The organism is Acinetobacter sp. Ac8 (assembly GCF_055392545.1).
The window spans coordinates 1,343,336-1,357,789 of sequence record NZ_AP043689.1; the positions used below are offsets into that span (position 1 = coordinate 1,343,336).

The 14,454-nt window shown below is 42.8% G+C and carries 13 protein-coding genes and 1 pseudogene; 13 read left to right on the forward strand and 1 reads right to left on the reverse strand.

What is annotated here, in order from left to right:
- Nucleotides 1-70: 70 nt before the first annotated feature.
- The 5 genes and pseudogenes from ACZ5QH_RS06465 to ACZ5QH_RS06485 all read left to right on the forward strand — a co-directional run.
- Nucleotides 71-2,866: a nitrate reductase gene (locus ACZ5QH_RS06465; RefSeq protein WP_303577258.1), complete on the forward strand. Its 2,796-nt coding sequence runs from the start codon at nt 71-73 to the stop codon at nt 2,864-2,866.
- Nucleotides 2,863-3,498, forward strand: coding sequence for a molybdenum cofactor guanylyltransferase (gene mobA, locus ACZ5QH_RS06470; protein ID WP_303577257.1), 636 nt, complete (start codon nt 2,863-2,865; stop codon nt 3,496-3,498). Before ACZ5QH_RS06465 ends, mobA begins: the two co-directional genes overlap by 4 nt.
- 184 nt (nt 3,499-3,682) lie before the next feature.
- On the forward strand, nt 3,683-4,792 hold the full coding sequence (gene moaA, locus ACZ5QH_RS06475) for a GTP 3',8-cyclase MoaA (RefSeq protein ID WP_303577256.1): 1,110 nt from the start codon (nt 3,683-3,685) through the stop codon (nt 4,790-4,792).
- 79 nt (nt 4,793-4,871) lie between these two features.
- Entirely contained in the window at nt 4,872-5,114 is a 243-nt protein-coding gene (locus tag ACZ5QH_RS06480) for a MoaD/ThiS family protein (RefSeq protein WP_303577307.1), read from the forward strand.
- 1 nt (nt 5,115) lies between these two features.
- Nucleotides 5,116-5,634, forward strand: a pseudogene (locus ACZ5QH_RS06485) (molybdenum cofactor biosynthesis protein MoaE); the annotation flags it as partial.
- 318 nt (nt 5,635-5,952) lie between these two features.
- Here ACZ5QH_RS06485 and pcaU read toward each other — a convergent pair.
- Complete coding sequence (gene pcaU / locus ACZ5QH_RS06490) at nt 5,953-6,777, reverse strand: IclR family transcriptional regulator PcaU (RefSeq protein WP_303577254.1); 825 nt, start codon at nt 6,775-6,777, stop codon at nt 5,953-5,955.
- Nucleotides 6,778-7,027: 250 nt separating this feature from the next.
- Here pcaU and ACZ5QH_RS06495 point away from each other — a divergent pair, with 250 nt between their 5' ends.
- From ACZ5QH_RS06495 to pcaH, 8 genes are all read left to right on the forward strand, one after another.
- Nucleotides 7,028-7,711 (forward strand): 3-oxoacid CoA-transferase subunit A, encoded by a 684-nt coding sequence (locus ACZ5QH_RS06495; protein WP_464016783.1) that lies wholly within the window; start codon nt 7,028-7,030, stop codon nt 7,709-7,711.
- Nucleotides 7,712-7,713: 2 nt separating this feature from the next.
- Nucleotides 7,714-8,367, forward strand: coding sequence for a 3-oxoacid CoA-transferase subunit B (locus tag ACZ5QH_RS06500; RefSeq protein WP_004721573.1), 654 nt, complete (start codon nt 7,714-7,716; stop codon nt 8,365-8,367).
- A 132-nt stretch (nt 8,368-8,499) separates the two neighbouring features.
- Nucleotides 8,500-9,708: a 3-oxoadipyl-CoA thiolase gene (gene pcaF / locus ACZ5QH_RS06505; RefSeq protein WP_464016784.1), complete on the forward strand. Its 1,209-nt coding sequence runs from the start codon at nt 8,500-8,502 to the stop codon at nt 9,706-9,708.
- An 8-nt stretch (nt 9,709-9,716) separates the two neighbouring features.
- The gene (gene pcaB, locus ACZ5QH_RS06510) at nt 9,717-11,075 is read left to right on the forward strand and encodes a 3-carboxy-cis,cis-muconate cycloisomerase (RefSeq protein WP_303578040.1); all 1,359 of its coding nucleotides are present in this window, start codon (nt 9,717-9,719) and stop codon (nt 11,073-11,075) included.
- A gap of 8 nt (nt 11,076-11,083) precedes the next feature.
- Nucleotides 11,084-11,863 carry a 3-oxoadipate enol-lactonase gene (gene pcaD, locus ACZ5QH_RS06515; protein ID WP_034617775.1) on the forward strand — a complete coding sequence of 260 codons (780 nt, stop codon included), beginning with the start codon at nt 11,084-11,086 and terminating at the stop codon, nt 11,861-11,863.
- Between the two features lie 42 nt (nt 11,864-11,905).
- Complete coding sequence (gene pcaK, locus ACZ5QH_RS06520) at nt 11,906-13,258, forward strand: 4-hydroxybenzoate transporter PcaK (protein WP_056516286.1); 1,353 nt, start codon at nt 11,906-11,908, stop codon at nt 13,256-13,258.
- Nucleotides 13,259-13,302: 44 nt separating this feature from the next.
- On the forward strand, nt 13,303-13,716 hold the full coding sequence (gene pcaC, locus ACZ5QH_RS06525) for a 4-carboxymuconolactone decarboxylase (protein WP_004722141.1): 414 nt from the start codon (nt 13,303-13,305) through the stop codon (nt 13,714-13,716).
- 10 nt (nt 13,717-13,726) lie between these two features.
- Nucleotides 13,727-14,452: a protocatechuate 3,4-dioxygenase subunit beta gene (gene pcaH, locus ACZ5QH_RS06530; RefSeq protein WP_464016785.1), complete on the forward strand. Its 726-nt coding sequence runs from the start codon at nt 13,727-13,729 to the stop codon at nt 14,450-14,452.
- The last annotated feature ends 2 nt before the right edge of the window (nt 14,453-14,454 follow it).

Here is a 14,454-nt window from a genome sequence, read left to right on the forward strand (position 1 = left end):
AACAGGAGGGGGAGATTAAAAATGAAAGCCATATTCAAGTGAATGTATAGCATTGAGGAGCACAGCAGCAATGAATAGTATCCCTTTAGTGGAACTGTCGAGCTCCACAGAACAAAAGATCACAAGTACACACACCACTTGTCCCTACTGTGGTGTAGGCTGTGGTGTCACAGCAACAGTGCAAGACACCACGCTAGGACAAAAAGTGTCTGTGGTTGGCGATGTCAATCATCCCTCGAATTACGGAAAACTGTGTATTAAAGGCAGTAATTTAGCCGATACGCTGGGGCTGGGCACACGTGTTTTATATCCAATGCTTGGACGTCATCCCCATCAGCAAGTCACAGATTGGGATAGCGCAACAGATTTAATTGCCAATAAATTCCAACACTATATCGAGCAATATGGTCGTGACAGTGTTGCATTTTATGTTTCGGGTCAGTTGTTGACGGAAGACTATTATGTGGTGAATAAATTCGTTAAAGGCTATTTGGGTACAGCCAATATCGATACCAATTCAAGATTGTGTATGTCTTCGGCGGTTGCCGCACATAAGCGTGCTTTTGGTGAGGATTTGGTACCTGCAAGTTATGATGATTTTGAACATACTGACATGGTGATTTTGGTCGGTTCAAATACAGCATGGTGTCATCCCGTGATGTATCAACGCATCATGCAAGCCAAAGAATTAAGACAACAAAAGCAAAGTGATTTATTTGTGGTGGTGATAGATCCACGCTTTACTGCCACATGTGAAGCAGCTGATTTGCATTTGCCTATTTTGATTGGTCAAGATGTTTGCTTGTTTAATGGGCTATTACAATATTTATATCAACAGGGTTATGCGGATAGCGCATTTGTAGAGGCACATACCCAAGGGCTAGAGACGGCACTAAAAAGCTCACAAGCTGAAACAGATCTCCAAGATGTTGCAGTGAAAACAGGAATTTCGCTAGAAAAACTCCAGCTCTTTTTTGAAAAGTTTGCCCAAACAGAAAAAGTCATGACCCTATTTTCAATGGGGGTAAACCAGTCTTCACGTGGTGTGGACAAAGCCAATAGCATCATTAATTGTCATTTGTTGACGGGCAAAATTGGAAAATTGGGCGCAGCACCGTTCTCTATGACAGGACAACCCAATGCAATGGGCGGGCGTGAAGTGGGTGGACTTGCCAATATGCTGGCAGCACACATGGACTTAGACAATCAACAACATCAACAGCTTGTGCAACGTTTTTGGAACAGTCCAAGCATTGCCAAACATGTTGGATTAAAAGCCGTTGATCTTTTTGAAGCAGTGGAAAGTGGCAAGATTAAAGCGATTTGGATTATGGCGACCAATCCGGTGGTCAGCCTACCCAATGCCGATCAGGTCAAACGTGCTTTAAACAGTTGTGAGTTTGTTGTGGTCTCTGATATTTGCAAAGATACCGACACCACGCAGTTTGCCGATGTGCTGTTACCTGCATTGGGCTGGGGAGAGAAGGATGGCACGGTCACTAATTCAGAACGCCGTATTTCACGACAACGCGCTTTTTTAGACCCACCTGAGCAGGCCAAAGCAGATTGGTGGGCTGTGGCACAAGTGGCTAAAAAGCTTGGATTTACTGGCTTTGATTTTGCAAATAGCCACGAGATTTTTAAAGAACATGCATTGTTATCTGCCTATCAAAATGCAGAGATTAATACGCGATCAAATACACAAAGCTTTCGTTATTTCAATTTACAAGGTTTAACTGATCTTTCATTGGATGAATATGATCAATTGGCGCCCATTCAATGGCCAGTGATCATGCGCAATCAGGCTGAGCATGCATTCGCACAATTGTTTTCACAGGGGCAGTTTAGCCATGCAGATGGCAAAGCTAAATTTATTGCCACGATGGCGATAGATCCAGTCCATCAAAGCAATACTGAATATCCTTTAATTCTCAATACAGGGCGGATTCGAGATCAGTGGCACACCATGACCCGTACAGGTTTATCTGCCAATTTAAGCACCCATAAAGCAGAACCCTTTTGTGAAATTCACCCCAATGATGCATTGAAATATGGCTTGAAAGAAGGCGAATTGGTCGAAATCAAATCGGCTTGGGGCAATTGTGTCTTGCGTGCTGTACTTAGTGACAATATCCGCCGTGGACAAATTTTCGCCCCGATTCATTGGAATGATCAATTTGCTTCGGATGCCCGTATTGGCAAAGTGGTCAATCCAGTGGTAGATGCAATTTCAGGCGAGCCAGAATTCAAACATACCCCTGTGATGATTCAGCCATTTTATACTCAGTGGCAAGGGGTATTTTATGTCCGCGAAGGGTATGAACACATTGTTAAAAATAGCATCGAAAATACGGTGTGGTGGACAAAAATTCAGACCGCCAAAGCAGTACGCTATGAATTGGCGGATCGTCGTCGTTTTACCCAAACTACCCAACATCTCAAACAACTCTTACCCTTTGAAGATGAGAGTTTTGAGTGGTTGAACTTGGAAGATCAAACTGCACACATCAGCCATAGTGTGGTGTTAAAAGAAGGTCGCCTTATTGCAAGTTTATATATTGCACCCAAAGCCTTGTTGCCTGATCGTGATTGGGTTGCCAGTTTATTTAAACGTGATCGTTTAAGTGCGATGCATCGTAAAGCCTTACTTGCTGGACAAGCCATGTCGATGGGCAATAGTGAAGGGCCATTGGTATGTAGTTGTTTTAAGGTAGGCAAAAATCGAATTATTCAAACCATTAAAGAAAACAATATCAATCATGAAAAACAAGTGACTGCATGCCTAAAAGCAGGCGGTAATTGTGGTTCATGTCTACCTGAAATTCGCGGATTGATTAAAGCCTGTCAAGCGGAGCTTACACAATGAAAAGAATTATAAAACCCAAGAAAGCCAAGCAATATCCACAAACTGATCTTGTCATTCTTGCGGGTGGTCAGGCAAGGCGTATGAATGGAATCAATAAACTGTTACAGAAATTTGATGATCAAATCCAATTGATTAAGATTCATCAACAATTAAAAAATCGAGTCGCGCAGATTTGGGTCAATAGCCACCGTGATTATTCAATTTATCAAAAACTTATTCCCAGTTTGTATTGCTATCAGGATGATGAAAAAGGCTTTTATGGTCCGCTGATGGGAATAAAAAGTGCATGGTCTTATGTGACATCTGACTATGTACTTTTTGTGCCCTGTGATGTGACATTTATTCCACCTGAGGTTATTGAAAGATTACATATGGCTTTAGCGGGTCATCCCTTAGCACAAGTGGCTTATGTCAATATCAATGGCAAAGCCTTATATCCATTTTGTTTGTTAAAGCGCAGTGCTTTAAATCAAATCTGCACTCATATTGAACAAGGACAACGCAGTTTAAAGGCATGTTTTTCTGATTTGCACGCTCAGGAAGCGTTTTTTGCAAATCATGCACTGTTTTTTCACAGCATCAATTCTTTGGATGAATTACAGCAATATCAACAGCTCAAGTTTTTACATTGATTGGCTTGGTTTGGACTCGTTTTTTGCAAATCTCTATTTTTGAGAGAATTCGAGCAGGTTTTAGCTGAAGCACATTGGTGAATGATCAAAGTTGGAACACTTTTTGCAATTTCAAGATCAATAAAATAGCGCAGATTTTAAGTTTTAAACAATCTTGAATTTAAATCGTGCTTGGGATGTGTAAATGAATGCAATGACACAATACGAAGTGGGTAAGGCTTTTGTCGATCAATATGGTCGTAGCAAGCGTAAACTCCGAATTTCAGTGACAGATCGCTGTAATTTTAAGTGTGTCTATTGTATGCCCGAACATCCTGAATGGATGAAAAAACACGATTTACTCAGTTTTGAAGAACTTTATGTGTTTTGTGAGTTTATGGTGCGACATGGCATTGAACAGATTCGGATCACTGGTGGTGAGCCGTTAATGCGTCAAGGTGTGGTGCACTTTATTGATGAGCTACAAAAATTAAGAAAGCTGGGGCTCAAACGTATTTCAATGACCAGCAATGCACACTATCTTAAACAATACGCAAGCCAGTTAAAACAAGCAGGTTTAGATGACTTGAATATCAGTCTGGATAGTCTAGATCCAGCACAATTTAAGGCACTGACTCAAAAAGAACTACATCCCGTGTTAGAGGGCATTGTCGCAGCACAACAAGCAGGCTTTAAGATCAAGATCAATGCTGTATTGATCAAAGGTATCAATGATGATCAGATTTTGCCCTTAGCACACTGGTCGATTCAACACCATTTTACCGTGCGATTTATTGAATTTATGCCTTTGGATGGTGCTGGTCTTTGGTCGCAAGCTAATATTGTCAGTGAGCAAGAAATTTTAGCTCAATTACAGCAGGACTTTGTTGTCACTTTACAGCAAGGACAGTCTTCCGAGCCTGCACGGCAGTATTTTATTGATGGTTATCCGATTGGCATCATTTCGACCATTACCAATTCATTTTGTGGCACATGTGACCGTGTACGCTTAACTGCACAAGGTGATTTTTATAATTGTCTATTTGCGCCAAGGGGGATCAGCCTAAAAGCGCAAATTAAGGCATTGAATCAGGATTTAGCTGTTTTAGAGCCTCTCCGATTAGCGCATATCAGTTCACCAAATGCAGCTGTATATTCGCCAACAACATTAGATTCGCCACAGCATCGACAATTAAAAGATACTTTGTCTGATTATATTTGGCAGAAAAAACAAGGCTTTGATGAGATTTATCAACAGCCAAAATCAAAACATTCATCATCTCGAAAAATCAGTATGTATATGATTGGAGGTTAATATGTTAGATCAATTTAAAATTTTAAATACACAAGACTTGGCAAATATCGCCAATCAATTCAAAGATATCCAGCAGCACATGATCGTAAAAATTGAATGCTTTGGTGCAATTGAACGTTTACTGCCGACCGATTTAACTTTGCAATGCGAGTCTGACATGATGCTTTCGGATGTTTTGGATTATGTGGTACGTGCTTATCCCCATGCAGGAAACATGCTTGAGCGTTGTGCATGTGCAATAGGCGAAGACATTATCCCACGTCAGACCTTATTAACATCGGACAGCACAGTGGTTTTACTGTCACCTGTTGCGGGAGGTTGATATGCATACATTTGAACAGACGCTTAAACAATTCAACAGAATTCAGGATACAGCCTTAACTCAAGACAGTTTTGACCCGATTCAAGACTTTCCTGAATGCGGTGGCATTGGCATCTTTATTGGAACAGTACGTAATCATCATGAAGGCAAAGCGGTCAAAGCACTGAAATATACCGCCTATACGCCTGTTTCAGAAAAAATGATTCGCCAAATTGAGCAAGAGATTCAACAAAAATTTGCAGTGGCTTATGTACGGGTTATTCATCGTATTGGTGCTTTAAACATCGGTGAAAAAGCCATTATTGCGATTGCTTATGCAGCGCATCGCCGTGAAGCATTTGCTGCCTGTGAAGAAGCAGTAGAACGGGTAAAACATGAGGTTCCCGTATGGAAAGAAGAGTTTTATCTGGATGGCACGAGCCAATATGTTGCGGGTTGTTGTATTCGAAAAGATGATGTGGAACAAGATCATTCAGTACAAAAAGATTCATTTCACCACCATGACTGTGAGCATGATCATGGCGCTTCTGATGACCATTTATCTCAGCACAATCAACCTCAGCATCATCATTCTCAAGCGCAGCAATCAGCGCATCGACATTCTGAGCACAATCATTCTTTTGCACATCATTCCAAATCTACACATTTAGGGCACACGCATTCAGAATACAGTAGCCAACAAAAGGATCATGAAGCTGAACAGCAAGTGTTGTTAAGCAAACAGTGTGAACAGACAATTTATCAATGGCATATGTAAAACATATTTAGCAACTTGGTAAAGTGTCCTCTTCACAAAGTATATTTTGCCATGTAAAAGATGTTGTTATCTGAACAGATGCTAAATCACTTGGCGTAAATCCCGCGCTGTTTCTTGCAGTAACGGCAAGATATGCGTAATTAAATAATCTTTGGTGGTGCGTATGGTGGGGGAGACAATATTGAGTGCGGCAACAACAACGGCATTTGAGTCATAAATCGGAACTGCCACAGCGTGCACCCCCAATTCATGTTCTTCACAGGAATAACACCAGTCTTGTTCTTTAATCTCATGCAGTAATTCTATAAAGGCAGCACTTTCTGTATGGGTGTATTTAGTGAAACGCTTTAATGGATACTGGGTCAGCCACTGTTTTTTTTCTTCAATCGTTAAATGCGCCAATAAAATTTTCCCCGCAGAGGTTGCATGCGCAGCCAAACGATTGCCTAAATGTAAGCCATAGGGATTAACTCGGTCTGTTTGTTGGTGCGCAGCACTACGTGCAATGGTAATTGCTTCGTAACCATCGAGAACCATCACGGAATAAATCAGTGAGGTTTGGTTGGTCAATAAATTTAATAAGGGTTGGCAAATTTTAGGTAAAGGGGAGCCGTCTAAATAAGCGCCAGAGAACTTGAGAATTTTCGGGGTTAAATAATAATAATGTCCGTCAAAGTCTAAATAGCCTAAGTATTCTAATGTGAGTAAATGGCGACGCGCTGCTGCACGGGTCATTCCTGTTTTCTCAGCTGCCGTGCTGATGTTAAAACGATGTCGTTCAGGTCCAAAACATTCCAAAATCGCCAAACCTTTTGCAATCCCTGCAATAAAATCCTCATGGCGAATGATCTTTTTATTTTCAGTATGGTGGATAAATCGGGTGGTTTTTTTTTGGTCATTGTCCATAACGCAGATCCTTATTTTAAATCAGATTCCGTAAAATTATTTTAAACCGAAAGTAGACTGTTTTAGTGGGATAAAGTTCGATCATCGAACATAAAAAATAATGATCGAACAAAACCTCCCTTCAAGCCTAGAAGTAAATACAAAATTTATCAAGAATGAAGATAAGAAATCCGAACAAAACACTCAACTTATGTTTCATCGGTTTCTAGGATGAAACAAATGAGTGATTCATAGTACAGGAAGTAGTCAGATGATTGATAAAAGCGCCACCTCATTGAGCGAGGTTCTGTCCCACATCAAAGATGGTGCAACCATTATGATTGGTGGCTTTGGAACAGCAGGACAGCCCGCAGAGCTGATCGATGGGCTGATTGAACTTGGCGTTAAAGATCTGGTGATTGTCAATAACAATGCAGGCAATGGCGATTATGGTCTGGCTAAACTGCTTAAATCGGGTGCAGTCCGTAAAATCATTTGTTCTTTCCCACGTCAGTCTGACTCTTGGGTATTTGATGAACTCTATCATGCGGGCAAGATCGAACTGGAACTGGTTCCACAAGGTAATCTCGCGTGTCGTATTCAAGCCGCAGGAATGGGTTTAGGTGCAGTGTTTACCCCAACAGGTTTTGGCACCTTATTGGCAGATGGTAAAGAAACCCGTCATATCGATGGCAAAGACTACGTGCTTGAATATCCAATTAAAGCAGACTTTGCACTGATTAAAGCACATCAAGGCGACCGTTGGGGCAACTTGGTTTATAACAAATCAGCACGTAACTTTGGTCCAATTATGGCGATGGCTGCAGATGTCACTATTGCACAGGTTTCAGAGGTGGTTGAACTGGGTCAGCTCGATCCTGAACACATTATTACCCCAGGGATTTTTGTTCAGTATGTGGTTGCAGTTAATGCAGCCAATGGTAATGGAGAATAACAATGAGCTACCAAAAACTAAGCCGTGACCAAATTGCTGAACGTGTTGCCCAAGATATTCCCGATGGTGCTTATGTCAATTTAGGTATTGGTTTACCGACCAAGATTTCAAAATATCTGCCAACAGACAAAGATGTCTTTCTACATTCTGAAAATGGTTTATTGGCTTTTGGTCCTCCACCCGCCAAAGGTGAAGAAGATCCTGAGCTGATTAATGCAGGCAAAGAATATGTCACCATGCTAACGGGTGGCTCGTTTTTCCATCATGGTGATTCTTTTGCCATGATGCGTGGTGGACATCTGGATATTGCTGTATTAGGTGCATTCCAAGTGGCAGCTAATGGTGATCTTGCCAACTGGCATACCGGTGCGCCAGATGCGATTCCTGCGGTGGGTGGTGCAATGGATTTGGCTGTAGGGGCAAAGAAAGTGTTTATCACCACCGATCATGTAACCAAACAAGGTGAACCTAAGATTGTTGAAGAACTAAGCTATCCCGTGACAGGTAAGCATTGTGTTGATCGTATTTATACCGACTTATGCGTGATTGATGTGACTACAGATGGCTTAAAAGTACTTGAAAAAGTTGCAGGTCTGAGCTTTGAAGAATTACAGGCTTTGACGGGTGCTCACTTAATTGATGCGACACAGGGATAATAAATCCTTCCTTTGCGGAATGATTAAATCTCCCCTAACCCCTCTTTATGAAAGAGGGGAACTTCTTCTTTTACAAAGAGGTGAGCTGTGGTAGTAGCAGCGCAAGGGAGATTATTTAAGGATATAAACAACATGAAAAACGCTTACATCATAGATGCCATCCGTACTCCATTTGGTCGTTATGCCGGTGGTCTTGCACCAGTCCGTGCAGATGACCTCGGTGCTATTCCAATTCAAGCATTGATACAACGTAATCCAACGGTAGATTGGCAGCAAGTCGATGATGTGATTTATGGTTGTGCCAATCAGGCTGGTGAAGACAATCGTAATGTCGGGCGTATGTCAGCATTATTGGCAGGTGTGCCATACCAAGTGCCAGCAACCACTGTGAACCGTTTATGTGGATCATCACTGGATGCAATTGCCATGGCAGCTCGTGCCATCAAAGCCAATGAAGCAGATTTAATCATTGCCGGTGGTGTAGAAAGCATGAGCCGTGCGCCCTATGTGATGGGTAAGTCGGACAGTGCTTTTGGACGCAGTCAAAAGATTGAAGACACCACCATGGGCTGGCGCTTTATCAACCCAAAACTCAAAGAATTGTATGGTGTGGACAGCATGCCACAAACTGCTGAAAACGTGGCAGAGCAATTCAATATTAACCGTGCGGATCAAGATCAGTTTGCGCTCAACAGCCAACAACGTACTGCGGCAGCACAAGCTCAAGGCTTTTTCCAAAATGAGATTGTGCCTGTCACTATTCCACAGCGTAAAGGTGATGCTGTGCTTGTGGATACCGATGAACATCCACGTGCATCAACCACTTTAGCAGCACTGACAAAACTTAAAGGCGTGGTCAAAGCTGATGGTACGGTCACGGCGGGTAATGCATCAGGGATTAATGATGGTGCAGCGGCATTATTGATCGCCTCAGATGAAGCTGTAGAAAAATACCAATTAAAACCACGCGGCAAAATTATTGCAGCAACCACGGTGGGGGTTGAACCACGAATTATGGGCTTTGCACCTGCGCCTGCAATTAAGAAACTGCTCAAACAAGCTGATCTTAGTTTAGCGCAAATGGATGTGATTGAACTAAATGAAGCTTTTGCTGCCCAAGCTTTGGCTGTAACCCGTGATTTAGGTTTGGCAGATGATGATGCACGTGTCAATCCTAATGGTGGGGCGATTGCTTTAGGTCATCCTTTGGGCGCATCAGGTGCCAGACTGGTGACCACAGCCTTAAATCAACTTGAACAGATCAAAGGGCAATATGCTCTATGTTCAATGTGTATTGGGGTAGGTCAGGGTATTGCATTAATTATTCAACGTGTTGAGTGAGGTATCTGATGAGCCAGTTATACGCCAGCTTATTTTATCAGCCTGATGTCACAGCAATCTTTAGCGATCATGCCTTATTGGCTTATATGATCCAAGCCGAAGTGGCTTTGGCAAAAGCACAGGCGCAAGTGGGTGTGATTCCACTATCTGCAGCCAACATCATTGAACAAGTTGGACAACAGGCCTTAGCAAAAATTGATTTTGAAGCATTGGCAACCGCGACGGCTCTTGCGGGAAATATTGCGATTCCTTTGGTTAAGCAATTTACTGCGATAGTAAAACAACAGGATGAAGAGGCAGCGCGTTATGTACATTGGGGCGCAACCAGCCAAGACATTATTGATACAGCCACGATTCTGCAATGCCGTGATGCTTTGGGGCTGATCGAAAAACAAGTACAACAGGCTTATCAAGTTTCATTAGACCAAGCACAACAGTATCGTGCCCAAGTCATGATTGGTCGCACTTGGTTGCAACAAGCCTTACCAATTACTTTAGGGCATAAGTTTGCGCGTTGGGCTGCGGCATTTAAACGTGATCTTGATCGTCTAAGCGAGATGAAAAGTCGCGTTCTTACTGCTCAACTCGGTGGGGCCGTGGGTTCATTGGCATCATTACAAGACCAAGGTTCCGCGGTGGTTAAAGCCTATGCTGCGGCATTGAATTTAACCTCTCCTGAGTGTACATGGCACGGTGAGCGTGACCGCATTGTTGAAATTGCCAGTGTACTTGCACTGATCGTCGGTAATGTTGGCAAGATGGCAAAAGACTGGTCTTTGCTGATGCAAACTGAAATTGCTGAAGTTTTTGAACCCACTGCAAAAGGCCGTGGTGGCTCATCCACCATGCCACACAAACGTAATCCAGTTGCAGCCGCTTGCGTACTTGCAGCAGCCAACCGTGTGCCTGCATTAATGGCAAGTGTCTACCAAAACATGTTGCAAGAACATGAACGTGCTTTAGGTTCTTGGCATGCAGAATGGTTGGTGATTCCTGAAATTTTCCAGTTATGCGCAGGTGCTTTAGAACGCACGACAGATGTACTTGAACATATGCAAGTCGATGCAGAAGCGATGCAGCGCAACCTTGAGTGTACTCAGGGCTTGGTCATGGCAGAAGCTGCAATGATGGCATTGGCAGCTAAAATTGGACGCTTAAATGCGCATCATTTGGTTGAGCAAGCTTGTCAGCAGGCTATTGCGCAACAGCAGCATTTAAAAACAGTGTTGTCAGCAATGGCTGAGGTGAATGTTCATCTAAGTGCACAGGAATTAGCAGAGATTTTTAAACCAGCCGCTTACTTGGGCAATATTCAGGCACAAATTGATGCCGTACTACAAGCAGCACAAGGAGTGTCTAAATCATGAAAGTCAGTATGAAAATTAAAAATCGTCAAGGACAGCAACTTGCCGTTCAAATCCAAGGCGTAAAAAATGCACCCGTGATTATATTTTCTAACTCACTTGGAACAGATCATGGGATGTGGCAAGCGCAAGTAGATGCTTTGGCACAACACTATCAGATCATTACTTATGATACTCGTGGGCATGGTGCAAGTGATGTGATTGCCAACAGTACGCTGCAAAACTTTGCCGACGATGTGATTGATATCTTAGATACATGGCATATTGAAAAAGCACATTTTTGTGGAATTTCAATGGGTGGCATCACTGCACTCACACTGGCTATTCAATACCCTGAACGCTTTTATAGCATCACTGTGGCAAACTCAGCCGCGAAAATTGGTACAGCTGAAGCATGGAATAGTCGTGCTGATAGCGTAGAGCAAGATGGGCTGGCTGAAATTGTTAAAACCACACATACCCGTTGGTTTAGTGGGCATTTTGATTATGCACATGATGTGCTTGCTCAAAAAACCATACAAAGTTTAGCGGTGACACCTGCACAAGGCTATGCCAATGCCTGTCGAGCTTTGGCAGATGCCGATGTTCGAGATCAGCTCAATCAAATTCAAATCCCAACTTTAATTATCGCAGGCCAATATGACCCTGTAACGACGGTTCAAGATGCAGAGTTTATGCATCAATCCATTCCAACCAGTCAACTTGAAATCTTGGCAGCGTCTCATTTGTCCAATATTGAACAACCACAAGTGTTCAGTCAGGCATTGTCCAAGTTTATTCAGAACATATAACCGTCTAGGGTTAGAAAGGAATTCGCCTACAAGGAGGCAACTATGGCACAGGAATTTGCTGCCCCAAAAAACAGTATGGATGCTCAGGCACTCATTAATGATGCACCGATCAGCAAGTATCAATGGATGATTGCAATCATTTGTTTTCTGATTGTATTTGTTGATGGAATCGATACGGCTGCAATGGGCTTTATTGCACCAGCTCTGGCACAGGATTGGGGGATTGATCGCTCTCAACTCGGACCTGTGATGAGTGCAGCACTGGGTGGAATGATCATTGGTGCATTGGTTTCAGGACCTACTGCGGATCGTTTTGGACGCAAGATTGTATTAACTATTTCAATGTTGATCTTTGGTGGCTTTACCTTGGCATCAGCTTATGCGCCAAACTTAGACAGTTTGGTTGTACTGCGCTTTTTAACCGGTATCGGCCTAGGCGCAGCAATGCCAAATGCCACCACATTGTTTTCAGAATACTGCCCGAACCGTGTTCGTTCACTGCTCGTGACCTGTATGTTTTGTGGTTATAACTTGGGTATGGCCACAGGTGGTTTTGTTAGTAGTTGGCTGATTCCTGCCTTTGGTTGGCACAGCTTATTTTTGCTCGGTGGTATTTCACCGTTGATCCTGATGGTATTGGTGATTGTGCTGTTACCTGAGTCATATCGCTTCTTGATTGTTAAAGGTCGAGATGCTGCAAAAGTTCGCAAAATCCTGAGTCATATTGCACCTGAAAAAGTACAGCTTGCTGACAGCTTTTATATCCCAGAAGAACAGTCTGCTGTGGCACAAAAGAAAAATGTATTTGGCATGTTGTTTTCGCAAAAATTTGCCAAAGGCACAGTGTTGTTATGGTCAACCTACTTTATGGGCTTGGTGGTGATTTATCTACTGACCAGTTGGTTACCAACCTTGATGCGTGAAACCGGCGCAACCATGGAACGCGCAGCATTTATTGGCGGTCTATTCCAGTTTGGTGGTGTGTTGAGTGCGTTATTTATTGGTTGGGCAATGGATCGTTTTAACCCGAACCGCATTATTTCAGCATTCTATTTTATCGCTGGCTTATTTGCTGTTGCCGTAGGTCAAAGCCTCAGCAACCCAACATTATTGGCCATTTTGGTGTTATGTGCAGGGGTGGCAATCAATGGTGCACAGTCTGCAATGCCAGCATTAAGTGCCCGTTTTTACCCAACTCAATGTCGTGCAACTGGTGTGGCATGGATGACAGGGATCGGTCGTTTTGGTGCAGTGTTTGGGGCTTGGATTGGTGCTGTTTTACTCGGCAATGATTGGTCTTTTACCGCAATTTTAAGCTTATTGATGATTCCTGCAACCGCTGCGGCTGTGGCAATTTTTGTTAAATCCTTAGTGGCGCATACCGATGCAAGCTAACTTTCTCAAGATCAGAAATAAGATCATAAAGAGGGACAATTTCCATGAATGATGAACAACGTTACCAACAAGGACTACAGGTCCGCACCGAAGTATTGGGTGAAAAACATGTCGGTCGTTCTTTAGAAAACTTGAATGACTTTAACCAAGATTTTCAAAATTTTATTAGCCGTTTTGCTTGGGGTGAGGTGTGGTCACGTGAAGGTTTACCACGGCATACCCGCAGTTTAGTCACCATTGCTATCTTGTTGGCATTGGGACGAGAAGATGAACTCAGAATGCATCTACGTGCTTGCTTTAACAATGGCGTTACCAAGGACGAACTCAAAGAACTAATTTTACACAGCTCATTGTATGCGGGACTGCCAGCCGCAAATGCTGCAATGCACATGGCTGAAGATGTTTTTAAAGAACTTGGAATAGAAGTGCAACCTGTCGCTGCACAACAACAGGATTAAGGAGATAGGCATGTTAAGTCATACATTGGGTGCATATCCGCCACGGAATACAGAAGATCACCCGCCAGCATATACACCAGGCTATAAAACCAGTGTATTACGCTCGCCCAAAAATGCATTGATCTCGATTAATGAAACATTAACTGAAGTCACTTCACCGCATTTTTCACCTGAAATTTTTGGTGCAAAAGACAATGATTTGATTTTGAACTATGTCAAAGAAGGGCTCCCAGTCGGTGAGCGAATTATTGTGCATGGTTATGTACGTGACCAGTTTGGTCGCCCTGTAAAAAATGCCTTATTGGAAGTTTGGCAAGCCAACGCCTCAGGTCGTTATCGCCATCCAAATGACAAATTTATTGGCGCAATGGATCCTAACTTTGGTGGTTGTGGTCGTACCTTAACTGATGAAAATGGTTTTTATATTTTCCGTACCATTAAACCGGGGCCATATCCGTGGCGTAACCGAATCAATGAATGGCGTCCAGCGCATATCCATTTTTCATTGATTGCCGATGGTTGGGCACAACGTTTGATTTCGCAATTCTATTTTGAGGGCGATACCCTGATAGATACTTGCCCGATTTTAAAAACCATTCCATCTGAAGATCAGCGTCGTGCCTTGATCGCATTAGAAGATAAAAACAATTTCATTGAATCAGATAGTCGTTGTTACCGCTTTGATATTCATCTGCGTGGTCGTCGTGCGACTTATTTTGAAAATGATTTGACTTAAGG